This is a genomic window from Paenibacillus polysaccharolyticus, assembly GCF_023714295.1.
GTDB lineage: Bacteria > Bacillota > Bacilli > Paenibacillales > Paenibacillaceae > Paenibacillus > Paenibacillus polysaccharolyticus_A.
On the sequence record NZ_JAMAUN010000017.1, the window covers coordinates 63,223 to 86,360 of the forward strand.

General features: G+C 47.2%; 24 protein-coding genes and 1 rRNA gene. 23 read left to right on the plus strand and 2 right to left on the minus strand.

Annotated elements, in window-relative coordinates; genetic code table 11:
- Positions 1-47 precede the first annotated feature (47 nt).
- The 5 genes from yyaC (at position 48) to M3629_RS26795 (ending at position 6,669) form a co-directional block, all read left to right on the plus strand.
- On the plus strand, positions 48-587 hold the full coding sequence (yyaC, locus tag M3629_RS26775) for a spore protease YyaC (RefSeq protein WP_251511848.1): 540 nt from the start codon (positions 48-50) through the stop codon (positions 585-587).
- A 78-nt stretch (positions 588-665) separates the two neighbouring features.
- On the plus strand, positions 666-1,457 hold the full coding sequence (locus M3629_RS26780) for an alpha/beta fold hydrolase (protein WP_251511850.1): 792 nt from the start codon (positions 666-668) through the stop codon (positions 1,455-1,457).
- A gap of 204 nt (positions 1,458-1,661) precedes the next feature.
- On the plus strand, positions 1,662-2,381 hold the full coding sequence (locus tag M3629_RS26785) for a DUF6483 family protein (RefSeq protein WP_251511852.1): 720 nt from the start codon (positions 1,662-1,664) through the stop codon (positions 2,379-2,381).
- A gap of 172 nt (positions 2,382-2,553) precedes the next feature.
- Complete coding sequence (locus M3629_RS26790; RefSeq protein ID WP_221788313.1) at positions 2,554-3,795, plus strand: class I SAM-dependent methyltransferase; 1,242 nt, start codon at positions 2,554-2,556, stop codon at positions 3,793-3,795.
- 669 nt (positions 3,796-4,464) lie between these two features.
- The gene (locus M3629_RS26795; protein ID WP_251511854.1) at positions 4,465-6,669 is read left to right on the plus strand and encodes an O-antigen ligase family protein; all 2,205 of its coding nucleotides are present in this window, start codon (positions 4,465-4,467) and stop codon (positions 6,667-6,669) included.
- A 49-nt stretch (positions 6,670-6,718) separates the two neighbouring features.
- Here M3629_RS26795 and M3629_RS26800 read toward each other — a convergent pair whose 3' ends face one another.
- Positions 6,719-7,066 carry a dehydrogenase gene (locus M3629_RS26800; RefSeq protein WP_251511855.1) on the minus strand — a complete coding sequence of 116 codons (348 nt, stop codon included), beginning with the start codon at positions 7,064-7,066 and terminating at the stop codon, positions 6,719-6,721.
- Between the two features lie 159 nt (positions 7,067-7,225).
- Here M3629_RS26800 and M3629_RS26805 point away from each other — a divergent pair, with 159 nt between their 5' ends.
- The 16 genes from M3629_RS26805 (at position 7,226) to M3629_RS26880 (ending at position 20,878) form a co-directional block, all read left to right on the plus strand.
- The gene (locus M3629_RS26805; RefSeq protein ID WP_090924497.1) at positions 7,226-7,843 is read left to right on the plus strand and encodes a DedA family protein; all 618 of its coding nucleotides are present in this window, start codon (positions 7,226-7,228) and stop codon (positions 7,841-7,843) included.
- On the plus strand, positions 7,843-8,412 hold the full coding sequence (locus M3629_RS26810; protein ID WP_251511857.1) for a thioredoxin family protein: 570 nt from the start codon (positions 7,843-7,845) through the stop codon (positions 8,410-8,412). Before M3629_RS26805 ends, M3629_RS26810 begins: the two co-directional genes overlap by 1 nt.
- Before the next feature lie 5 nt (positions 8,413-8,417).
- Positions 8,418-9,050, plus strand: a complete 633-nt coding sequence (locus M3629_RS26815; protein ID WP_145334902.1) for an MBL fold metallo-hydrolase — start codon at positions 8,418-8,420, stop codon at positions 9,048-9,050.
- 764 nt (positions 9,051-9,814) lie between these two features.
- Complete coding sequence (gene sigY / locus M3629_RS26820; protein ID WP_353056783.1) at positions 9,815-10,345, plus strand: RNA polymerase sigma factor SigY; 531 nt, start codon at positions 9,815-9,817, stop codon at positions 10,343-10,345.
- Between the two features lies 1 nt (position 10,346).
- On the plus strand, positions 10,347-10,685 hold the full coding sequence (locus M3629_RS26825; protein WP_251511858.1) for a YxlC family protein: 339 nt from the start codon (positions 10,347-10,349) through the stop codon (positions 10,683-10,685).
- Entirely contained in the window at positions 10,678-10,902 is a 225-nt protein-coding gene (locus M3629_RS26830; RefSeq protein ID WP_090924502.1) for a hypothetical protein, read from the plus strand. The genes M3629_RS26825 and M3629_RS26830 overlap by 8 nt, the downstream gene beginning before the upstream one ends.
- 168 nt (positions 10,903-11,070) lie before the next feature.
- On the plus strand, positions 11,071-11,454 hold the full coding sequence (locus M3629_RS26835) for an ATPase (protein WP_145334911.1): 384 nt from the start codon (positions 11,071-11,073) through the stop codon (positions 11,452-11,454).
- A 173-nt stretch (positions 11,455-11,627) separates the two neighbouring features.
- Complete coding sequence (gene gatC / locus M3629_RS26840) at positions 11,628-11,915, plus strand: Asp-tRNA(Asn)/Glu-tRNA(Gln) amidotransferase subunit GatC (protein WP_090924504.1); 288 nt, start codon at positions 11,628-11,630, stop codon at positions 11,913-11,915.
- 25 nt (positions 11,916-11,940) lie between these two features.
- A complete protein-coding gene (gene gatA / locus M3629_RS26845) occupies positions 11,941-13,398 on the plus strand; it encodes an Asp-tRNA(Asn)/Glu-tRNA(Gln) amidotransferase subunit GatA (RefSeq protein ID WP_251511860.1) in 1,458 nt (485 codons plus the stop codon).
- A gap of 26 nt (positions 13,399-13,424) precedes the next feature.
- Positions 13,425-14,864 carry an Asp-tRNA(Asn)/Glu-tRNA(Gln) amidotransferase subunit GatB gene (gatB, locus tag M3629_RS26850; RefSeq protein ID WP_251511861.1) on the plus strand — a complete coding sequence of 480 codons (1,440 nt, stop codon included), beginning with the start codon at positions 13,425-13,427 and terminating at the stop codon, positions 14,862-14,864.
- 135 nt (positions 14,865-14,999) lie between these two features.
- The gene (locus tag M3629_RS26855) at positions 15,000-15,467 is read left to right on the plus strand and encodes a GNAT family N-acetyltransferase (protein ID WP_251511863.1); all 468 of its coding nucleotides are present in this window, start codon (positions 15,000-15,002) and stop codon (positions 15,465-15,467) included.
- A gap of 33 nt (positions 15,468-15,500) precedes the next feature.
- Positions 15,501-16,211 carry an MgtC/SapB family protein gene (locus M3629_RS26860; RefSeq protein ID WP_251511865.1) on the plus strand — a complete coding sequence of 237 codons (711 nt, stop codon included), beginning with the start codon at positions 15,501-15,503 and terminating at the stop codon, positions 16,209-16,211.
- 149 nt (positions 16,212-16,360) lie between these two features.
- Complete coding sequence (locus M3629_RS26865) at positions 16,361-16,960, plus strand: hypothetical protein (protein WP_251511867.1); 600 nt, start codon at positions 16,361-16,363, stop codon at positions 16,958-16,960.
- 31 nt (positions 16,961-16,991) lie between these two features.
- Positions 16,992-18,413, plus strand: coding sequence for a DUF4097 family beta strand repeat-containing protein (locus M3629_RS26870; RefSeq protein WP_251511868.1), 1,422 nt, complete (start codon positions 16,992-16,994; stop codon positions 18,411-18,413).
- Positions 18,414-18,573: 160 nt separating this feature from the next.
- Positions 18,574-18,999: a peroxide-responsive transcriptional repressor PerR gene (perR, locus tag M3629_RS26875; RefSeq protein WP_090924521.1), complete on the plus strand. Its 426-nt coding sequence runs from the start codon at positions 18,574-18,576 to the stop codon at positions 18,997-18,999.
- Between the two features lie 148 nt (positions 19,000-19,147).
- A complete protein-coding gene (locus tag M3629_RS26880) occupies positions 19,148-20,878 on the plus strand; it encodes a glycosyl hydrolase family 18 protein (protein WP_251511886.1) in 1,731 nt (576 codons plus the stop codon).
- Between the two features lie 247 nt (positions 20,879-21,125).
- Here M3629_RS26880 and M3629_RS26885 read toward each other — a convergent pair whose 3' ends face one another.
- Positions 21,126-21,503 carry a DUF2614 family zinc ribbon-containing protein gene (locus M3629_RS26885; RefSeq protein ID WP_090924511.1) on the minus strand — a complete coding sequence of 126 codons (378 nt, stop codon included), beginning with the start codon at positions 21,501-21,503 and terminating at the stop codon, positions 21,126-21,128.
- 131 nt (positions 21,504-21,634) lie between these two features.
- On the opposite strand from M3629_RS26885, the gene M3629_RS26890 reads away from it, so the two are divergent.
- Positions 21,635-22,513, plus strand: coding sequence for a nucleotidyltransferase-like protein (locus M3629_RS26890; RefSeq protein ID WP_251511901.1), 879 nt, complete (start codon positions 21,635-21,637; stop codon positions 22,511-22,513).
- A gap of 509 nt (positions 22,514-23,022) precedes the next feature.
- Positions 23,023-23,138, plus strand: a 16S ribosomal RNA gene (locus tag M3629_RS26895); the annotation flags it as partial.

Below are 23,138 nucleotides of genomic sequence, written 5' to 3' on the forward strand. Positions count from 1 at the left end.
GCTAGGGTTGTGCAATATATTCTTGTGAACCAAGGAGGGAAATTAGTTTGGCCTTATATAAACGGGAACTTGTCAGGCAACAGAGTCGAGGTATACGCAAAGGCGTGCCTGGAGACAAGATGGCCCTTTTTTTCAAGGAGATCTCCGAACTCCATAAACTGGACGAGATTACGTTTCTATGTATCGGTACAGATCGCTCGACCGGGGATGCACTTGGACCGATGACGGGGACTTTGCTGGAAGAGCGTGGCATACCTCATGTCATCGGCACACTGGCAACGCCTTGCGATGCAGATACTCTTGAAAAGAGATTGGCTCAGATTCCTTCACACCATAAGGTTATAGCAATAGATGCATGTTTAGGCCCAAAAGATGCTACCGGGACATATTATGTATCGGGAACGTCCCTGCGTCCTGCTCAATCCGTTAACGGTAATCTGCCACCTGTTGGAGAATACAGTGTAGCTGCAGTAGTAAATGCCAACGGACCAAGACCCTATTCGATTTTGCAGATGACTTCGCTGTACTTGGTCATGGGCATGTCACAAACGATTGCAGATGCGGTGACGGAAGCCTGGAATGTATGATAAACGTTTCATTTATGAGATGAATGCTTAATAATATACAACCTGAAATATTACATTCGCGCAGAGAGAGGGATTAATATGGAAAAAGTGATGTGTGATGGAACAACGATTTGTTATGCTGAGCAGGGTAAGGGAGAAGCGCTTGTACTGCTTCACGGTTACTGCGGTAGTTCATCCTATTGGGATGAAGTAGTACCGGAGCTGGCCCGCAGCTATCGTTGTATCGTACCTGATCTGCGTGGGCACGGCAAAACGGATGCACCTGTAGGCAGTTACACCATTGAACAGATGGGCAACGATGTGTTGCAATTGCTCGATGAGTTAGACGTGGAAAAAGCAGTGATTCTGGGACATTCCATGGGCGGATATATTGCACTCTCCATTGCACAGCACCATCCGGAGCGACTCAACGCGTTCGGTTTGATCCATTCCACAGCGTATCCGGACGGCGACGAAGCGAAGGAGAAACGTTTGCGTGCAGTATCTACGATTCAGACCGAAGGCATTGTGAATTTTGTGGACGGGCTGGTACCTGGTCTGTTCGCTCCAGAGCATATTGAATCGATGTCGGCACATGTGAATCGTGTTAAGGAAATTGGGTATCAAACTGCCCCTCAAGGTGCGGTTGGCGCGGCACTGGCTATGCGTGAACGTCCAGATCGCCGTGATGTATTGTCTGCCACACCGCTTCCAGTATTACTTGTAGCAGGGGAGAAGGATGGGCTGATTCCACCAGAACGTACTTTTACGAGTGACAAGCCTCATATTATGCAGGCCACCATTGCAGGTGCAGGACATATGAGTATGTATGAAGCGCCGGAACAATTGATTCAGGTGATTCAACAGTTTATGGCGGGATTGTCTGACTAACCATAAGATCACTCAATCGAGTTTGTATATGCAGCCCCTGTGTGTCCATATGGACAAGCAGGGGCTTTGATGTGTTTGCTGACCGGCTTCGGAAGCAGGAGAGCAGGACTTTCGCTTTTTTTCACGGCATGAATTAAAATAAATCATATGAATACGCGATATAAAGTATGCGATAAATGAGTGAAGATATAAGGGGGCGCACCGATGTTCAGGAAGGATTATCTGCTCCGCATGATGGAGGAAATGACCGAGGCAATTGGCAAGGCTTTTACGCTTAGACAGCAACGTAAACATACGGAGGCTTTATCTGAACTGGATGAGTTAATGCGCAGACAATTTGGCATGAATCTCAATTTGCTGAACTCTCTGCCCGCAGAGGATGTAATCGAGATGTTTCGTTTTCGCGGCATCATTGAGGTGGACAATCTGCAGCAAGCGGCGAGACTGATCGAGGAAGAAGCATACATCTATCACGAGAAAGCCAGAGTCGAAGGCATCGATGATGAGGAGAAAATGGAAGCAGAGGATGCGGCGCTTGTTCGTTTAATGCGAGCGTTACATTTTTATCTGTATGCCCAGAATCATGGTGCTAATCGCGAATTGTTACAGGTGCCTGACCGTATAGAAGGAATTATAGGGCAAATTAAAGGATATGAACTTCCTGCGCGAACGGAGAAGCAACTTGCGTTATATCGGGAGCAAGAGGGCCGATATGATGCGGCGGAGAATGGTTGGTACAGACTGATGCATCTTGGTGCGGATTATCCGGTGCAGTACGAGGAGGATGCGCGAGCATTTTATAAGAGGTTGACGGAACTTACGGATGAGCAGCTTGAACAGGGCGGTTTGCCGCGAGCTGAGGTCGAAGAAGGGCTGGTACAGATTACAGTGCTGGAAACGAAACGCCAGCAGTTAAATGGTTAAGCACATAAAGATGTATAATTCCACTTCCTACTTATCTGTAACAGAAGAATAACCGAACGAATGCCGAACGTTTAAAATAACTGATGATTGAACCATGGAGCGTAGCTCTTCACTTGGAGAGGGAACAGAATTATGGTATGGTAACGGTTGACCAAACCAAATCGAAAGTGAGATGTACCCCGTGGATTCGTTGCGAAAGCTTATACAAGATATTTTTGAACAGAACTCGCTGATTACGGCGACCTGGAGTCAGCTGCGCAGACGGGACAATGTCTCGTTTACCAAAGTGCAGGTGAAGCCGGTTACGCTGAAGAATCAGCTTCATTACCAGTTTGCTTTTCATTATGCGAATAAAGTGCTGCATGAGAATTTGACCCCGGCTGAAGCGCTGGAGCGTATGACTTTGTTGTGTGAAGAGACGTTCCGTCAGGGATTGCTGTGTACGGCAGATGCGGATTATCAAATTTTGATCAGCAAAAAATATAAAGTATCGATTTTGACCAAATCCCCATCCAAAACAGCGGTGGATCTGTCCCATAATCGCAAAAAGCAATATGTACTTGAAGAGGGCGTTCCAGTTTCTTTCCTCGTTGAACTTGGGATTATGAACGAGGAAGGACGTGTGCTTGCACGTAAGTACGATAAGTTCAGGCAGATCAACCGTTTCCTTGAGATGGTGCAGGATGTTATTGCTCATCTGCCGGAAGGACGTCCACTGACGATTGTAGATTTTGGCTGCGGGAAGTCGTATCTGACTTTTGCCCTGTATCATTATTTGTCCGTACAACAGCGACGTTCGCTTAACATCATCGGTCTGGATCTAAAGGCGGATGTTATTGAACACTGTAATGATCTGGCCAGACGTTTGCATTACGGTGATCTGAAATTCCTCGTTGGTGACATTGCGGATTATGATGAACTGAACGAAGTGGATATGGTTGTTACTCTCCATGCTTGTGATACGGCGACGGATGCGGCAATAGAGAAAGCAGTGCGCTGGGGAGCTTCTGTCATTCTGTCGGTTCCTTGCTGTCAGCATGAGCTATATGATCAGGTCGAATCTTCGGTGATGAACCCGCTTCTGTCCCATGGCATTCTGAAGGAGCGTTTCTCCGCACTGGCAACAGATGCGATTCGCGCCAAACTGCTGGATATTATGGGATATAAAACACAGTTGCTCGAATTCATTGATCTGGAGAATACACCGAAAAATATTCTGATTCGCGCCGTTCGCGGTCAAGCCGGTCAAGTGAAGGACATGTGGGATGAATACACGGCATTCCGTGATTTCATTCATGCCGATCCATATCTGGAACGTGCTTGTGCGGATCTGCTACCGGTTGAAGGAAGCATAACTGGTGGGAAAGTGGACAGGGAAAACTTAGAGCGGTCTGCGAAGTGTAATCTTCACTAATGTTTGGCATGCAGGTAGTGGATGAGAAAGGGTTCAAAAGAAAACATAAGAAGAACCAAAGTAGGGATGTTTCGTGCACGACTGGTCTGCATACAAGAATAAGAGGACATACTGTTACCAGGGTCGCTTTACTTAATGTGCAAGATATAGGATGCCAATGGATGTCCGCAGGATACGTGAACAAGTTCATGATGGTTAAGGGAATGAATGATTAAAATAAATCTGTGCATATTGCATCCGAATCCCGTTAAGTTACGGTTGCCGATATAGATCATAAACCGATCTATAGGCGAGGGTGTAAACCAAGGCAGAAGGACCCGAAGAGGGATTCTTCTGCCTTATTTTATTTTTCGAATAATGAAGGAAGGAGGGAACGGGGTGAAGGACAGAGAGCTACATACAGATCTGGGTGCATGGGAGGCAAATCAGAATGGGCAGGTAGGAAATGTAGATCAACATCAGAACTTTCTGAATGGGAGAAGAGAGATTAAAGAGGGAGCCTCTAACCGATCAGAATTCATAGGTGCGCGTATGAATGCGGGCACAAGTCACCCTCTGAAAAATGGGTGCTATTTCACAGCTCATCACAATACATATAACGGTATAGCCAGTCCACGCCGTTTCTTGATCTCCGGGCATCGGGGTCCAGCGTCCAGTTGTGAGATTGAAATGGGGAGTAAGGGTAGTGAGAAGCGTAATTATGAATCCAGATGGTGGATCGTAGTCTTAGGTTTAAGCATGGCAGCTATATTGCTGGCAGGATGTTTGCGAAGAGGATTGTTCCATTCGGCCGACCTGTACCCCGTTATTCTGATGACGGGTGTTGTCATGCTGTTCTTTCTTGTGGTGTATGTCCGTGTCGTCCTGAAAAGGGAAAATGATGGCATCGTCTCCGTTAGGTCAGAATCTACTCGGCTGGGAGTCGTAGATTTAGTGCATGTAGGGTTTCCTTTGGCAATCATGGTGTGTTATGCCCTGCATGCTTGGGCAGGCTCGGTAAGCACGCAGGGCAGTATCCATGAGATGCTGCGCTGGAGCTTGCTCGCGATGTTTGCTCTGCTCGCTGTGTTGCTGGCAGCGAGTAAGGGTGGTGTGTGCTGGCTGGCCTTTGGCTGGCAGCTGGCAGGCGGCGTGCTTGTGCTAAGCGGCATTTTAGCCGTGTGCGGTGTGCTGCCGCTGCCCCACGGGGTCATGCGGACAACTGACCCCGAGATCAGCTCCGCCGGTGCGCGGCTCGGCGGATTGTTGCAGTATCCCAATGCGTACGGTGCCGTTGTTGGCATGTACGCATTGGAGCGGCTGACGGCCGCCGCGGGGGTGCTGGCCGGGCGAGCCGTCCCGGCACGCCGGCTCTTCGCGGCGGTGCTGCCGCTCATGCCCGCGCAAGCCGCGCTCCTGCTGAGCGAGTCGCGCGGCGCCTGGCTTGCGGCCGGCTGTGCCGCGGCCGCCGCCTTGTTGCAGCGGCGCGGTGCCCGCCTGCCGCTGCTGCTTGCCTTAGCCGCGCCCCTGGCGTGCGCGGCCTGGCTCTACCGCCAGCTGGCTGCTGCCCAGCTGGCGCCTGCACCCGTGCCTGGCCTTCTGGCACTGGCCGGGGCATGGGCAGCTGCGCTGCTCGGCACGTTGCTGCTGTGCCGTCTCTGGCACAGCGGCGGCCTAGCCGGGCGCGCCACTGCTATCGCGGCCACCGTGCTGGCTTGCATCGCCGCCGCACTGCTGGCCGCAGCCTCCACCGCCGAACGTTTCGCGGCGGGTGTCGGCACAGGGGCATCCCGCTTGGACCTGTGGCGGGATGCCCTGCGGTTATGGACCGAGGCCGCATGGCTCGGCCACGGGGGGGATACATGGCGCAACTTGTTCCGCGCCATCCAATCCTCGCCGTATGTCGGCGGCGAGGTTCACAGCGGGCTGCTCGACCTGGCCGTGGATACAGGCCTGCTCGGCGTCGCGCTGATTGCAGGGTGGATATACTTCACCCTGCGCAGTATCCGCCGCTTCGCACCGCGGCTACTGCCGGCTGTGCTTGTCTTCGTCCTGCATGGAATCGTGGACTTTGACTGGAGTTATATGCTCAGCTGGATGCTCTTCATCTGGCTCGCGGCATGGACGGTTGCGCTGAGAATAGAAGCGGGGCCAGTCTCATCGCATCAACACTGTCTTACGAATCACAGTGCTCAGACCCACATCTATGCCTACGTTTGTAGCTACATCCGTACCTGGACTCGTACTTCATTTTCTTACGTCATATCAGGCCACGTCAAACGATATGCAGTCGTAATTATGCTTACATGCTGGCTGGGAAGTACCGTCTGGATCACAGCACGTTACGCATGGGCAGATATGCAATATCGTCACGCACTCACTGAGCCAATGGGAACAACAGCGAGTATCCAGTATCTTCAATCAGCACATCGTTTGAATCCAAGTCGGCCTGATTTGGCTATTTCCCTTGCGCGTACGCTGCCTCAAGCGGAAGCCAAACTCATCTTATTGAACAGCTTGTCCCGTTCACCTGGTAATTCTGACCTCTATGTGGAGCTTGGCCGATTAGAAGCCAAATCCGGAGAAGGGGAGCAAGCGGGGGAATATTTCATTTCAGCCATTACCCTTAATCGTTATGATGCTATAACCCAGAGAACGGTGCTCTACTGGATGGAACAGGCGACGATGCGTGAGATTTCAGAAGGAAAAGTCCGACAAGCCCAAAAGACTGCGGCGCTAGGAATAGAAATATATGAACGTTACAAAGAGTTGGCATCACAGGTAAATACAGAACGAATGCGTAACGATCGTCGTTTTCAATTGCATCCTTCATCTTCGTTGACAGCAGAGAATTTGCACAGAATTGCTGCGGGTTGCTTTTGCTTATCTAAGTAGGTCTTGAACAGGCGGACGAGAATGCTTTCGCCGGCCTGTTCAAACTTTTCTACAGACGGTAACCACCAAAGGCGTGTTTGAATGCTTCTTTCAGCGGTTCAACTTCAACCTCCCAGAGCGCAGCAATATCTGCGCTGACTTCGGTATTCCACCATTCGCACAGTTTTTTGCGGTCATTGCGGTTTTCTCCAATCCAGAGCAGATTTGCAATAACTTTGGCGTAGTATTTTTCCTCGGCCTGCTTCATACGTTCTGGAGAGATGTACAGTTTCAACCTCTTGGCGGTCCGGTATAATTCCTTACTGCAGGCGCGGCGAATGCCTCGGGCAGAGGGCAATTGTTGTCCGGATTGCTTATGCTTGACCGGGGGAGACCCGGGCGTGGATTTAAATGACACGTTCCCACACTCCTCTCCCCATACCATATGCGGAGCAAGGCCCTCAGGACACTGTCCCGTTCTCGCAAGTAGCCACGTTCAGGGGGCTGTGATAAAATAAGGACGAACATCCATGGTGCGATAGAGCACCGCCATTCAGGAAAAAGAAAGAGGGTTGAAATGGACGTTATCCATAGTATTGTCAGCCAATTATTCGACTGGATTCAAAGTCTTGGATACTTCGGCATCATGCTTGGGTTAATGCTGGAGGTTATTCCAAGTGAGATTGTGCTGGCATATGGCGGTTTTCTCGTTTCTCAGCATAACATTAACTTCTTCGGTGCGATGATTTTTGGTACAGTGGGCGGAGTGCTGGCTCAGCTGTTTATTTACTGGATTGGCCGTTATGGTGGCAGACCTGTACTTGAACGTTACGGTAAATACATATTGATCCAGAAAAAACACATCGATCATTCCGAAGAGTGGTTCCGCAAGTATGGGACAGGTGTTATTTTCACAGCACGATTTGTTCCAGTCGTAAGACATGCGATTTCGATTCCGGCTGGCATCACGAAAATGCACACAGGCAAATTCATCCTGCTGACCACACTCGCTGTTATACCTTGGACTGCATTGTTTATATATTTAGGAATGATTCTTGGAGATCAGTGGAAGCATGTAGACGAGAAAGCGGCTCCCTTTATTACGCCGATCTTGCTTGTCGCGCTTGCTCTTATGATTATTTATGTTGTTATCAAATGGATGAATGTACGTAAAAAGAGAGGAAGTGTGAAGTAATGTCCAAACCTAACTTGTCTCACAAATTCGGTAAAGGCTTGCCTCCGAAGGAATTTATCGCAAGTATGACCAAAAATCAAAGTGAATTTCAGGCGAACTATGACAGCTTTGTCTGGGCAAGCGAAGAGGATCGTGAGTTCTTTGAAAGTCTGAACTATCGTGACGACCTTCGTGTGCTGATTCTGGCCGCAGATTGGTGTGGTGACGTTGTGCGCAATATCCCGGTTGTGTTTCAAGCGCTGGAGATTTCAGGCATTCCGACTGAAGTTCTGATTATGGAAAATCATCCGGATGTGATGGATGAATTCCTGACGATGGGTGGCCGTTCTGTGCCGATTGTGATCGTAGCAGATACAGGCGGACATGTGCTTGGTCAATGGGGGCCGCGCCCACAACACGTACAAGAGGTCATGGTCGAGTTCAAACGACTGAATCCTGATCGTGAAGCTGCAGACTACCAAGACAACATGGCCGAAGCGCGCAAAGAGATTTTGAAACGTTATGGGGAAGGAACGGAGTCCCATGCAGTGGTCATTCGTGAGCTGCGTGAACTGATTTCGGGTTTTTAATTCATATGCTTAACATTCGTACATTTACGCTCGGGCCGTTGCAAACCAATGCCTACCTGTTACAGGGCGAGGACCCGGGTAAAGCTGTTATTGTTGACCCAGGCATGAATCCTGGCCCGCTACTCAAGGCTATTCAAGATCTGGAGATTGAAGCGATTCTTCTGACCCATGCTCATTTCGATCATATCGGCGGTGTGGAGGAGATTCGTAAGCTGAAGGGCTGTCCCGTCTACTTGCATGATCTGGAAAGTGACTGGCTGACTACGGCCAAGTTGAACGGGTCGTTGAATTGGCCGCAAGTCACACCACCAATCACGGCGAATCCGGCAGAGTTTGCCTTGGATGAAGGTCAGAAGCTGCAATTGATTGGTCACACGTTTCAGGTATACCATACGCCAGGACATTCTCCAGGGAGTGTCAGTCTCCTTTGCGAAAATGATCTGTTTGCTGGAGATGTGTTGTTCCGCATGGGCGTAGGCAGAACGGACCTCACAGGTGGACGTGAACGCGATCTGGTGGACTCCATTCAGAATAAGTTGTATCGTTTCCCGGATGAGGTTAAGGTATATCCGGGACATGGTCCCAAAACAACGATAGGATATGAGAAACAGAATAATCCTTACGTTCCTGCCAGATAATTCGACAGAATATATGAATTAAGTCTGGACAAGTGTCAGCTTTTTCATTAGAATAGCAATTAGTTATTACAAGCGTTAAGGCATCACTTAACTAAAGCGTTGAATAGAAATACCTAACTTGCGAAGCACGCAGACTGTGGTCTATACCCGGTTTGCGTTCTTTTTTTGTTTTCAGCCTTTTTTAGCTGGATTTAGAAGAATATAAGGAATAAATATTCATAAGCGAGAGTGAGGGAGAACGATGTGGAGAAAATAAACATGTTTCAGCCGCAACAGCCAGAATACACATGTCTTGATGATCGACGACTTCAATTACATTCCGTCATGAATTCCGTTATTAAGGAAGCGGTTCATCAGAAAGCATACATACCTAATAGCAGTTTGAGTCCAATTCATAGAAATAAACTTTCCCGTTGGAGTGTAGGTCATCCTTATACTGACTCAGATCATTCCATTTTAAGAAAAGCAAAGCAAGGCAGCTCTGAGCAGCGGTATTCTAAATTAGATCGCACTAAACCAGACCTCAACTTCCAGCAAAATATATGGTCCAGTCATGTGTTGCAGAACGGAGCCCGTGATCAGCGGTGGTTCGACAAACTGCAAGATTACCGAAATGGAGTCTGATTGCCCGGGAAATTGTCGTATTCATATTACTCGAAATTGAAAATGCAAAGCCCTTCCCAAAAAACATTTCATTTAGCGTTGAACGTTTGAGCGGAGACTATCGTATTACCTTTAGATTGAACAGGAAGCGGGTGATCATCATGATGAGAACAGCTGAATTGGAGGAAGTGCGCAGAGCGGCAGAAGGCGATGATAGTGCACTTGCATCACTACTACAGCGACATTACTCGTTTGTTTATAAATATCTTGTAAAAGTTACGATGGATCCTAATCTGGCTGAAGAGATTGTGCAGGACACCATGATTCGCTGTATGGAAAATATTCGGCGTTATGATGGTACATCAGCGTTTTCATCATGGATGATCACCATCGGAACCCGTATCTACATTGACAGAATCAGGCGAAAAAAGAGGGAGCAGGGCTGGCTTGACCTGATCCGCCATCAGGCAATCCGTCGTTTTCGCTGGCAACTCGAAAGTCGAAACGAGGAATGGACAGATGTGATGGACGCGATGACGAGGCTAACCCCTGAGCATCGTGTTACTGTGCTGCTGAAACATTATTATGGTTATAGTTACGATGAGATCGGCGATATGTTAGGCATACCTGCCGGAACAGCAAAGTCTCGGACAGCTTATGGTCTCCGTCAATTAAGAAAGGAGCTGGAATAACATGAGCAGATCGAATGAATCACAGGAACAGGAAATCGTACAGCGATTACAACAGTCTATGAAAGCACTGGATGATGTCTGTGAACCTGCTGATATTCCATCCTTGGCAACACTCGAATCCCGTGTAAGGGAACAAAGACGTATCAAGCGCAGAGCCAATCTGGTTGAGATCATCTGTTTCTGGCTTGTCGCATTGATGGTAATTACACTGGCGACGTTGTTGTTTGTTTCTTCTCCTGCCGTGTATTTGGGTATACAAGTTCTGGGCACAGTCATTGCAGTTATAGCAGCTGCATTATGGTTGGTCCGGCATCGGAAGGAGACGATGCATCATGAATAGATTGCATTATTCGTTAGCAGAGATTCCTCCGGTTTTGCTTGTATTCCTTGCGCTTCTGTTGTTGTTTCAAGGAACCTGGATTTTTCTGGACGCACGTAAACGAGGTCGTTTTCCTTGGTTATGGGGATTGTGGGGCATTACTAGTGTTCCAGGTCCACTGTTAATTTACTGGTTAGTTGTCATTCGTACAGACATGAAACGACACAGCAAGAAGTAAGAAGTGAACATAACAGATGATATGGGAACGATCGGGGTTGTCATGAGGAAAACTCCAAAAGATTTTGCACAAATATGTTGTTTAAATCTAGTATTCCTAGACATCGTTATTCTTTTCTAGTAGACTATACAAATAAATATGAATGATAGACTACCAGGAGGTTAGACGATGCTGCGATTAGGAGAGAAGGTTGTCATCGTCGCGGATGCGTTTGAGCAAAATCTTCCTGTGGGGGAATATGGATACATCATCGCTTATGACCGGAATCCGGACAATGCGTTCGATTACGTGCTTCGAGTGCCGCTGGTTAATCGGAACTTTTTTGTTCCATCCGGCGACGTCGATCTGGAAGAGGTTCTGCTGAAGCAGGAAGCTGAGCGGGTCGAGCGAGAAGCGTTGATAGATTACGCCCTTGCGACACATAATGAGAAGCTGTTTCATCATCTGATGAACGGTGAACCTCTAGTTGTGGAAGAGGAAGAAGAAACCGCGAATGATGTGATGTCCCAGGCGGATTTTATAAAGCAGGTTAATCTGCGTGCATGGATTTAAGGATTAGAATTTCAGGAGTCGGCTGATGCCGGCTCCTTTTTTGCATTTGCATTGAATTGTCGAACTATCTCACCTATAATTAGAAAAGTTATCTTGGGACTTTAGCCCGTTAAACGAACGCTTCGTTTGCAGGTTTGTCTCAGGCACAGAACGATTGAAGGAGGCATCCGGTAATGAGTATTTCGAACAATGACGTTCAGCATGTAGCCAAGCTGGCTCGGCTTAATTTAACTGCTGAAGAAGAACAGACGCTGACAGGTCAGCTGAACGCGATCTTAAAATATGCAGAGAAGCTGAACGAGCTAGACACGGACAATATTGAGCCAACAACTCACGTTTTACATGTCAGCAACGTGATGCGTGAGGATGAAACCAAGGAAAGCCTGTCCATAGAACAGGTGATGCACAACGCACCAGATGAAGAAGACGGGCAGTTTAAAGTGCCTGCTGTGATGGAATAGGATAATTGGAAGGAGGACAAGCACTGTGAGTTTATTTGAACAATCGTTGCCTGAGTTACATAACAAGCTGCACGCCAAAGAACTATCGGTCAGTGATCTGGTGGATCAGGCTTATCAGAATATCGGCGCGCATGACGACAAAGTGAAGGCTTATTTGACACTGGACGAGGAGAACGCACGCGCACGCGCTCGTCAGCTCGATGACCGACTTGTCAGTGGTGAAGAGAAGGGTTTGCTGTTTGGCTTACCGGTAGGTATCAAAGATAACATCGTGACGAACGGACTGCGTACGACTTGCGGAAGTCAGTTCCTTCGTAATTTCGACCCGGTGTATGATGCAACCGTTGTCGAGAAGCTCAAAGCAGCGGATACCGTAACCTTGGGTAAACTGAATATGGACGAATTTGCCATGGGTGGTTCCAACGAGAACTCCAGCTTCTCACCTGTGCACAATCCATGGGCACTTGATCGTGTTCCTGGTGGTTCTTCAGGCGGTTCTGCTGCAGCGGTTGCTGCGGGAGAAGCGTATTTCACACTTGGATCAGACACGGGCGGTTCTATTCGTCAGCCTGCTTCCTATTGCGGAATTGTCGGTTTAAAGCCTACTTATGGACTGGTTTCCCGTTTTGGCTTGGTGGCCTTTGCGTCATCCCTCGACCAAATCGGACCTTTGACCAAAAATGTAGAAGATTCTGCTTATGTATTGCAAGCCATTGCCGGTTATGATGCCAAAGATTCGACATCTGCCAAGGTGGATATCCCGGATTATTTGAGCGGACTGACAGGTGATGTCAAGGGATTGCGCATTGCCGTACCGAAGGAATATATCGGTGAAGGCGTTGACCCGCAAGTAAAAGAGAAAGTTCTTGCTGCACTTCAAGTGCTAGAAGGTCTTGGAGCGACATGGGAAGAAGTGTCTCTGCCGCATACCGAATATGCAGTAGCTACCTATTACCTGCTTGCTTCTTCTGAAGCTTCTTCCAACTTGGCTCGTTTTGACGGTGTACGTTACGGTGTGCGTGCGGACAATCCGGAGAATTTGCTGGATCTGTACCACCAGTCCAGAAGTCAGGGCTTTGGTCCGGAAGTAAAACGGCGTATTATGCTCGGAACCTATGCACTTAGCTCCGGTTACTATGATGCGTATTATTTGAAAGCTCAGAAAGTACGCACATTGATCAAACAGGACTTCGATGATGTTTTTGCCAAATATGACGTGATTATCGGGCCTACTGCACCTACAACGGCATTTAAGATGGGGTCTCAGGTAGACAATCCGCTTACGATGTACCTGAACGACATTCTGACGATTCCAGTCAGCTTGGCGGGTGTTCCAGCGGTCAGCATTCCTTGCGGATTCGCAGACGGACTGCCTGTTGGTTTGCAGATTATCGGTAAAGCTTTTGATGAAACAACCGTACTGCGCGTAGCGCATACGTATGAACAAAATACAGCATTCCACAAGCAGCGTCCGCAGCTGTAGACTGCCCGGAACGGAGGTAATAAGAAATGTCCGCATCTAAATATGAAACGGTCGTTGGACTCGAAGTCCACGTGGAGTTGCATACCAACTCCAAAATTTTCTGTGGCTGCTCCACCGCTTTTGGAGCTCCGCCTAACACACACACCTGTCCGGTCTGTCTCGGACACCCGGGCGTATTGCCTGTGCTGAACCGTCAGGCCGTTGACTATGCGATGAAAGCCGCAATGGCTCTCAACTGTACAATCGCCGATGTCAGCAAGTTTGACCGTAAAAACTACTTCTACCCGGATTCACCTAAAGCGTATCAGATTTCACAATTTGATCAGCCGATTGGCGAGAATGGCTGGATTGATATTGAAGTCAACGGCGAAACAAAACGAATCGGTATCACGCGTTTGCATCTGGAAGAGGATGCAGGAAAGCTCACACACGTAGATGGTGGTTATGCCTCACTTGTGGACTTTAACCGTGTCGGAACTCCTCTGGTCGAGATTGTATCCGAACCCGAGATTTCTTCTCCCGAAGAAGCGCGTGCGTATTTGGAAAAACTTCGTGCGATCATGCAGTACTGTGATGTTTCTGATGTGAAGATGGAAGAGGGGTCACTTCGTTGCGATGCCAACATCAGCTTGCGTCCACATGGTCAGGAGAAACTGGGCACTCGGGCGGAGCTCAAAAACATGAACTCCTTCCGTGGTGTACAGCGTGGTCTGGAATATGAACAATATCGTCAAGCCGAAATTCTCGATGACGGCGGAGAAGTTGTTCAAGAGACGCGCCGCTGGGATGAAGCTCAGGGCAAAACCTTGTCGATGCGTGGCAAAGAGCAAGCGCATGACTATCGTTATTTCCCAGACCCGGATCTGGTAAAACTGCATATTGATGCCGAATGGAAGGAACGCATCAGAGCTTCAATTCCTGAACTGCCGGATCAGCGTAAAGCCCGGTACACTGAAGATTATAGCTTGCCAAGTTATGATGCCGAGGTCATCACCTCATCCAAAGCAATCGCAGACTTGTTTGAAGACAGTCTGAAATATACCCAGGATGCCAAATCGGTGTCCAACTGGATTATGGGTGACTTGCTCGGGTACCTCAACACCAATAACCTTGAGGTAACCCAAGTTCCGCTGACAGGGCAAGGACTCGGTGAGATGATCGGATTGCTGGAGAAAGGCACCATCAACAGCAAAATCGCTAAAACCGTATTTAAGGAAATGCTGGAGAGCGGCAAACTCCCGCAACAGATCGTGGAAGAAAAAGGACTTGTGCAGATCAGTGACGAAGGAGCCATCCTCGCCATTGTTGAGCAGGTCGTTGCGAACAATCCGCAATCTGTCGAGGATTACAAGGCTGGCAAACAAAAAGCCATCGGTTTCCTCGTAGGTCAGGTTATGAAAGAAAGTAAAGGCAAGGCGAATCCGGCCCTTGCTAATCAACTGCTCGCAGATGTATTGAACCGCTAATCCTTCCAGTGAGGTCGGACAGAAAGAGGCTCGTCCCTGTGACAGCCTCTTTTTTGGTATAAAAAATTCTGACGCACCGTGTTATTTAGGTTTTAACGGTTTATGAAGTCTGATACGGAGGAGTTGTGCTTAACCATGAGTATTCAAACATTGTCACTACGTGATGAAGATATGTTGGCCCAATTGTGGAGGTTGCAACATATGGCTTACCGATTGGAAGCAAAGATTATCGGATTTCAAGACATTCCACCTTTGCTTGATACGGTGGAAACATTACAGAACTGCGGGGAAACATTTTACGGATGTGTGGATAAGCAGGATGGAGAGTTGCTTGGCGCAGTGGCTGTGATGGAGGAAGAACGGGACACACTAACCATCACACGTATGATGGTACATCCCAGCCACTTTCGCAAAGGGATTGCGGCCTCATTAATGAAACATGTTTTTGAACTACATCCCGATCTGCCTCGCTACATCGTTTCTACAGGAACGCTAAATACAGCTGCAGTGAATCTATATATGAAGTTTGGTTTTAAGCCGGTGGATGCTGCAGAGATCGCACCTGGAGTGGAATTAACAACATTTCATAAGAATAAACTTTAAGCATGTGAACAACTTAGAGGGGGAACTAGAACGTTGAGCAATCCTTGGTTTATTGATGAATGGCATATTTTGCTTCGTTTATTGCTGGCTATGCTGCTTGGTGGACTTGTTGGTCTGGAACGTGAGCGTTCCAATCATGCTGCCGGACTACGGACTCATATTTTGGTATGTCTCGGATCAGCGCTGATTATGATGCTGTCTATTTATGGTTTTAAAGATTTTGCACATGAATTAAACGTGCGGATCGATCCTGCGCGTCTCGCAACAGCAGTAATTACCGGTGTCGGTTTCTTAGGCGCAGGTACGATTCTCTTCACAGGGAAGTCCATTACGGGACTTACAACCGCAGCGTCGATCTGGGTGGTTGCGGCGATAGGTCTTGCTGCAGGGGCTGGATTCTTTTTTGCCTCCATCGTATCCACTGTGCTGGTACTCTTAAATCTTTGGGTTTTTAACAAATTAGAGTTGAGGTATTTGCGCGGCAATAAGTTGCATGTCATTACCCTTCATACCTTGTCCGAACCAGGGACATTAGAGAACGTCTCGTCTTTTATGGAACAGGAAAAGATCAGAGTTCGCAAGATTACCGTGAATGAACCGGATTTGGCTTTTGCAGAAGTCGTATCCGTTGAGCGGAAAATAGAAATTGTACTACATGTGCAAGTGCCGCATGACTTTAAGACAATACAGATTGTCTCCAAGTTAAGACAGTGGGAACACATGACCAAAGTGTCGATTGAATAAAGGAATTTCAACCCTCTGAGCGCTGGCATCGCAGAGGGTTTTTCTTAATATCCATTTTTATTCCAGTTACTCTTCAGGCGCTTTAGGGTACTATCTAACCAAATGCATGATGAGAGGTAACGGTCATTTTTCGTAGAAAGGAGCATGTTATGAAGAAGGGGAAGGGCTATACAGATCGCGCAAGAAGAAAGACTAGGAAACCCAAGAAGGTGCGGAATAAAACACATAAGTTTATTGCGGGGCTTTTAAGTGCCATTGTTCCGGGCCTGGGACATATTTATTTGCGTCTGTACATGCGCGGATTGACTTTTATTTTGCTTGTTTTGCTTGATTTGTCCGCTCTGTTATACTTCTCGTCCATCGGCATACAGATCAATGTACCTTTACTGATCTTGCTGGCTCTTTGTATTCCGGTGATTTATTTCTACAACGTATATGACGTATTGCAATCAGCTGATTGGGTTATGCTGCGCAGGCGCCGCGCTGTAACGCAAGGCAATATGGACAAGCGGCTAGTTGGCGAACGATCTGAGCGGGATCGAATGATGGTGTGGGAACGTGGCATTTCGTTTGGCCTTCTGTTAATTGTGGGAGGTTCACTGATGGTGCTGTTTTTCCGTAAACCACGTTGGTTTCAAGAGCTGATTGCGATGTACGGAGGATATTCTTTTGCTATTCTGTTGATCGCAGGCGGCTTATTGCTATTCGGCCGGGAATTTTGGGTTATGTTGCGTAAGAAGAAAATATAGGGTACGGATATGGACGGAAGGAGAGGAAAGAATGAACCGCAAAATCAGGGTAGGACGTTTTACGGCTGCTGCTCTAATAGCTACTGTCGGTGTACTGCTCATGATGGATAAACAGTGGGGCACAGACTACCTCTACGAATTCGTGGATTGGTGGCCATTTTTGCTTGTGGCTCTGGGTGTGGAATGGATTGTATTGTTCCTGTGGACACGAGTGAGAAGTAAACGAGATTTAGATCGTTTGTCCCCGCCCGATGAGCGCCCGAAAGCACGTTTTAGACCGGATGCCAAAGGCATTCTGGCCTCTTTGATTCTAACCGCTTCTGTATTTATTGTGACAGAACAGGATCACTACATGCATCTGTGGAACCGCGTCAGTCTTAATCTGGGAGCTGCCTCAATGGACTACAGTCAGGCTGCCGGTTATAAGGAAGATAAGGTCACGATCGGAGTTCCTGTCCGTATGGATACTTCGGATATCGTGGTCGAAGGTGTGAACGGAGATATAACAATCCAGCGGGGAGATACGGATGAGATTAAAGTGAATACCGTTGTCTGGGTCGACCAAGCATCTGAAGTCCAGGCCAAGGCAGTAGCCGCGGCTTCTTTTGTAGAAGCGGAAGGGGATAAGGTCATTCATATTAAAGCGACAGGTAAAGCGTATGGTGAAAATGAAAAAACGCAACCACGCATGAACATGATGATCACCATTCCAGACGATCGCCGTTTCAATCTGGATATCCGCACATCGAATGGTGCCATTTTGTTAAACCGTCCTGAAGCTATCAAGACCATTCTTGCCGAGACAGGCAATGGACGGATTCGGATTACGAATGCGGTTGGCGATATCACGGGGAAAACGCTAAACGGGGACGTAATCGTAGCGAATGCTATAGGGAACGTGGACATGGATAGCAACCGTGGCGATATGAAAGCGCGCGGTGTTTCGGGAGATGTAGATTTAACCACGCAAGTGGGAAATGTCAGCATTACAGACTCTTTCGGCGAGTTTTCAGCTGAAACCCGGAATGGCAATATTACACTTGATGGTGCTAATCTTGGTGTGAAAGCTCAGTCCCTGAATGGCAGTATTAACATTGTTTCCGCTAAAGTCGGTGGAGATTGGGATGTATATAGTGCAGTCGGAGCGATTAACGTTGTGATCCCTGAACGTGGTGATTATAGTCTGTCGGGCTCCAGCAGTTACGGGGATTTGAAGACGGATATGCCGTTCGACGTCAAAAACAAAACGATTGAAGGGCAATTGGGTGAGGGAGAATACAGAATCAAAATTGAAGGGAATAGTGATCTTACGGTAGAGCGTAATCCGGCAGTTTCTACACAAGAATCCATATTGGAAGAGTCTGTGGATACGAATGGGGAAGGACAACAAACGACGGATGAAGGCCAAAATTCCGAAGAGGATACAACCGAAGTTCCTGCATCGCCGCGTTGACAATAAACTTGCAATCGCCGTACAATAAATGTACACTGGCAAGGTTACATGACGTGAAAGAGCATTTGTCGTTGTGTATAGCCGGTATATTATACTTTGTATGAAGGCGAAAGGTTTATTTTTCTTCAAACAGAGAATGAAAGGTAAGGCGGTGGGCTTTATGGCAACACGTGTCCAACATGCGTTGGAGCAGCTCAAAACGACCGGTGTCCGTATTACACCCCAGCGTCATGCCATATTAAACTATTTGATGGAATCGATGGGACATCCGACAGCCGATGAGATTTACAAGGCACTCGAACCCCAATTCCCTAGTATGAGCGTGGCGACCGTATATAACAATTTGAAAATGTTTCTGGAAGCCGGTATGGTTCGGGAGCTAACTTACGGAGATAATTCAAGCCGTTTTGATGCCAATGTGACGGATCATTATCATGTGATATGTGACCAGTGTGGCAAGATTGAGGACTTCAGCTATCCGTCGTTAAAGAGTGTAGAGCTTCAGGCTGAGTCAAGCACGGGATTTGAAGTACACGGTCACCGATTGGAAGTATATGGTGTGTGCAAAAGTTGCAGGCATCAATAGAGATGATTTACAATATTAACGTGTGGAATTCAGTTTGGATTCTTCACGTTTTTTATTTATACAGAGTTTTGAGAAAAACATCCATGTGAAGATATCCAATGTTTTTGGGATGTTTACCATCATCTATGGAATTAACGGAGGTAGTCGTTTGGGTAGAAAAAGCAAATATACACGTCGTAAACGACGCTCATTTTGGCCAGGGTTACTTGGTGCATGTTTGGTGGCAGGTGGTGCCTATTGGCTTATTACCAGCGTATGGTTGAATAAGGTCTATGAGGACCCGGATTGGCTCGGGAGAAATCAGCCTATTTTTGTAGATGGACAGCTTATGGATGAGGATGCTTCTGGCACAAGTGATCAGCTTAAACTGCCCGTGAAGGTGTTGCAAGAAACGGTAGATCCGGGAATACGATACGAACCTGACTCGGGGGATATCATTATCGCTTCTCCGCAGAGGGTGCTGCACATGAAAGAGGGCAGTACCCAGGCTGAACTGAATCATCAAAATTATCTGCTGAAAGTAAAGCCGGAGGTAAAGTCTAATGAGGCGTATATTCCCCTTCAACCGTTGAAGGAGGTATACGGGCTGGCCGTTCAGGAAGATCCGACAACAGGAGCAGTTATTTTGATGCGCGGTGGAGATACGATCCAATATGCTACGATTGATACGTTGTCATCCAAAGAAGATCAGACTGTTCCGTTGTATAAGAGCGGAGAAGAGTCGTCCCCCATTCTCACGGATCTGAAGCAGAATACGAGAGTGCGTGTGTGGCAGACGGGAAAAGATCAAAGCTTCGTACAGATGGATAACGGTTATGCCGGTTATGTAGGTAATAATTATCTTGCTTTAGGTGAGAAAAAGACGCTAGACATGCCGAAGTTTACACCTACTGCCGCGGAGAAGAAGTGGAAAAATAAACCGGTTAATCTGGTGTGGGAAGCTGTCTACAACCGTCAGCCTGACGTAAGCTCCATTGGCAAGATGCCTGGGGTAAACGTAGTGAGCCCGACATGGTTCCATATTACCGATGGCAATGGCTCAGTGAAAAGCAAAGGAGATCAAGCCTATGTGAACTGGGCCAAGCGTTCAGGGATGGAAGTATGGGGATTAATGGATAACAGTTTCGATCCGGACATTACGAAGGAGGCGCTGTCTACCTACGCCAAGCGTACACACATTATTGAACAAATGCTGGACTATGCTAAAACGTTCCGGCTAGATGGTATTAATATCGACTTTGAAAATGTGTATACCAAAGATGGAGCAAATGTTACCCAGTTTGTACGTGAAATGAAGGCGATGGCTCGTATTCACGGCCTGATGTTATCGGTGGATGTTACGCCAAAATCAAATAGTGAAATGTGGTCTGCGTTTTTGGATCGTCGTGGATTAGGAGCTTTTGCCGATTATATTGTCGTGATGGCGTATGACGAGCACTGGGCAGCCAGTCCGAAAGCAGGTTCTGTTGCCTCCCTGCCATGGACCGAATCCTCGATGCGCCGCATACTGGAAGAAGATGAAGTGCCTTCAGACAAGCTTATTATGGCCGTTCCTCTATATACTCGGATTTGGACTGAAAAAGCGAATGAGCAGGGAGAGATCAAAGTTTCTTCCAAAGCGGTAGGTATGAATTCCGTGCAGGAGTTAATTAAAGAGAAGAAGCTCAAACCCGTTCTGGATCAAGCAAGTGGACAAAACTATGTAGAGTATAAAGAAGATGGTGCTGTCAAAAAAATTTGGATCGAAGATGCAGTATCCCTGCAAGCGCGGGTAAATCTTATTTCTTCGTTGAAACTGGGCGGAGTAGCTGCATGGAATAGAAGCTTTGCTAATGCATCGGCATGGGAAACACTCAAAGAGGCTGGTTATTCTAAATAAATTATAATACATCGAACTTATTATTTTCATCATGTGCCATATCAAAAAAGGACCCGATATAGATACCGGGTCTTTTTTGACGGACGACTACTGTTTCAGAACGTGTTAAGAACATGCACACCTGCAACTATGCACTACAAACCGCTGGATACGTTGTACCCACCTTGTAGGTTGAATCAGAGTTTAAGTGTGTACAGTGAAGGTTTATGGACAAAAAAGCATTAATGGATTTCCAGGCACTTGTGAGTTACTTGGAAGGCGCGGCTGGTGGAGTAGTTGGTTCCACAGGAGGACTCATCGTATTGGCTTTGTTCGGGTCCATTGTAAGAATCGTATGACAGAACATACAACGATCTGTTTTACCAAGCATCTTCGTTAACTTGCCGCATTCTGGACAATCGACCTGCACAGCACTGGTTGAGAGCATGCCTGCCCAGAAATAAATGATCAAACTGCCCAGCATGGCGACAAGCCCGATTACAAGGCCGACCGCTGCGATGACCTTTCCGGCATGTCCCCAGAACACGATTCCGGCTGTACCGAGTATCATTAGGCCCATTCCTAGCATGGTTAACAGCAATCCCCAAGTGCGAAAAGCATTAATTTTTGCTGATTTAAAAATCATAAAAAATGCTCCTATCGTATGAGTAGTATCTGACCTGAAAAAGAAGGAAACATTGTATATCGTGTCGAATTACATTATAACTGACTTGGCGCTAAACTGCCATGAATTGTATAAATTGTATGGAGGGAATCGTGGAATTAAAGAACCTTGCTTTTTTGTCCGAGCAGTCGGAAGAGACAGGGGCAGTTGGGGCTATCGCTTATTCCCACCCGGGAGAGCGATTCCACGGCTCCCTGATCCAGGATTTTGACTTGATGGTACTGATCGTGCATAACACAGATCAATCGATGTCAACGGTCGAACATTACAGATACGGAGATCTTCGTTATCAGTTAATCTATGTCAGCCAGTCTGATTTACAGATTACTGCGGTTACGGGAGAACATGATAATCTCATGCAATGCCTGATTGAAGGGGAGATTATCTGGGAAACGGGCAACCAGATTAGCGATTTGCGAGAAGAGTTATCTTCGTTCGGGAACGAGTTGCGTGAGCAAAAACTGTTTCACGAGTTTACCAGTTTTCTGAGGATGTACGTTGAGGCGAAGCGTCATATCCAGCAGGGGCACGTTGTGGATGCCTATTACAATGCATTGGAGGCACTGGGCAGCTGGGCAAGGATCGTGCTTATTGAACAGGGCATCTACCCTGATCATGCCGTCTGGACTCATGTGCAGCAATTAGATCGTGCATTATGGAAGCTGTATCAGGAACTGACGGTAAGTTCTGAGACTTTGGAACAGCGCGTGGAGCTTGTATTGCTCGCTTGTGAGTTTTCTGTCATGTCGAAAATGGGAGAATGCTCTGAACTTCTGCTACGTGTGATTAGAAGCCGAAAAGAGCCGTGGAGTATTAATGAACTTGTTCATCATCCTCAATTAAGATTCGTGCGCAAGGACCTGCCGTTGGTACTTCGAAAACTTGTGTTTCGTTCTATAGTAAAAGAATCAGCTGGATGGCCCTCACTAGAAGGGGAAGGTCGGGAAATTCGCTATTGGATCGAGACCTGATCCGATTGATTAATCTTGCATTGAGAAGTGAAGTATAAAGGAGGGGAAACCTTCCTTTTTTGTTTGTTTAATAATTTATATGTTTAGGTGTTGACTCTGATCTGGAGATTATGGTACATTATATTTCGTCCCCCAAATGAGTGAATCATCATAAAATGACAAATTCAGTTGAGGAAAAGTGAGGAACATTGAAGTTTCTAAAAAGTAATTCAAAAAAAGTTCTTGACGAAAACGAACGAAATGTGTTACATTATTCAAGTCGCCGCCGAAAGTTGGTGAAGACAAGAGAAGAGTAAAACAATCGTGTTTGATCTTTGAAAACTGAACAACGAGTGAGTAAATATTCTGCTTGCAGAATAACGTGAAGGTTTTTGGTACATGCCATCTGGCTGTATGAAGACTGGAACAACAATGAGATTTTTAATCTCGTCAGATTCAAAATGAGCTTATCGCTCTTTTCAATACCCCGATGAGTTCCACCGCGTTTAATCACGCTGTGAAATTCATCTTTATTGGAGAGTTTGATCCTGGCTCAGGACGAACGCTGGCGGCATGCCTAATACATGCAAGTCGAGCGGACTTGAAGAGAAGCTTGCTTCTCGGATGGTTAGCGGCGGACGGGTGA

Coding starts and splice junctions, on each gene's coding strand:
- M3629_RS26865 (WP_251511867.1), top strand. CDS start 16,361: ATGAAGAAGGGGAAGGGCTATACAGATCGCGCAAGAAGAAAGACTAGG.
- M3629_RS26870 (WP_251511868.1), top strand. CDS start 16,992: ATGAACCGCAAAATCAGGGTAGGACGTTTTACGGCTGCTGCTCTAATA.
- M3629_RS26790 (WP_221788313.1), top strand. CDS start 2,554: ATGTACCCCGTGGATTCGTTGCGAAAGCTTATACAAGATATTTTTGAA.
- gatC (WP_090924504.1), top strand. CDS start 11,628: ATGAGTATTTCGAACAATGACGTTCAGCATGTAGCCAAGCTGGCTCGG.
- M3629_RS26835 (WP_145334911.1), top strand. CDS start 11,071: ATGCTGCGATTAGGAGAGAAGGTTGTCATCGTCGCGGATGCGTTTGAG.
- M3629_RS26855 (WP_251511863.1), top strand. CDS start 15,000: ATGAGTATTCAAACATTGTCACTACGTGATGAAGATATGTTGGCCCAA.
- perR (WP_090924521.1), top strand. CDS start 18,574: ATGGCAACACGTGTCCAACATGCGTTGGAGCAGCTCAAAACGACCGGT.
- M3629_RS26795 (WP_251511854.1), top strand. CDS start 4,465: ATGGGGAGTAAGGGTAGTGAGAAGCGTAATTATGAATCCAGATGGTGG.
- sigY (WP_353056783.1), top strand. CDS start 9,815: ATGATGAGAACAGCTGAATTGGAGGAAGTGCGCAGAGCGGCAGAAGGC.
- gatB (WP_251511861.1), top strand. CDS start 13,425: ATGTCCGCATCTAAATATGAAACGGTCGTTGGACTCGAAGTCCACGTG.
- M3629_RS26885 (WP_090924511.1), bottom strand. CDS start 21,503: ATGATTTTTAAATCAGCAAAAATTAATGCTTTTCGCACTTGGGGATTG.
- M3629_RS26805 (WP_090924497.1), top strand. CDS start 7,226: ATGGACGTTATCCATAGTATTGTCAGCCAATTATTCGACTGGATTCAA.
- M3629_RS26830 (WP_090924502.1), top strand. CDS start 10,678: ATGAATAGATTGCATTATTCGTTAGCAGAGATTCCTCCGGTTTTGCTT.
- M3629_RS26815 (WP_145334902.1), top strand. CDS start 8,418: ATGCTTAACATTCGTACATTTACGCTCGGGCCGTTGCAAACCAATGCC.
- M3629_RS26785 (WP_251511852.1), top strand. CDS start 1,662: ATGTTCAGGAAGGATTATCTGCTCCGCATGATGGAGGAAATGACCGAG.
- M3629_RS26810 (WP_251511857.1), top strand. CDS start 7,843: ATGTCCAAACCTAACTTGTCTCACAAATTCGGTAAAGGCTTGCCTCCG.
- M3629_RS26780 (WP_251511850.1), top strand. CDS start 666: ATGGAAAAAGTGATGTGTGATGGAACAACGATTTGTTATGCTGAGCAG.
- M3629_RS26825 (WP_251511858.1), top strand. CDS start 10,347: ATGAGCAGATCGAATGAATCACAGGAACAGGAAATCGTACAGCGATTA.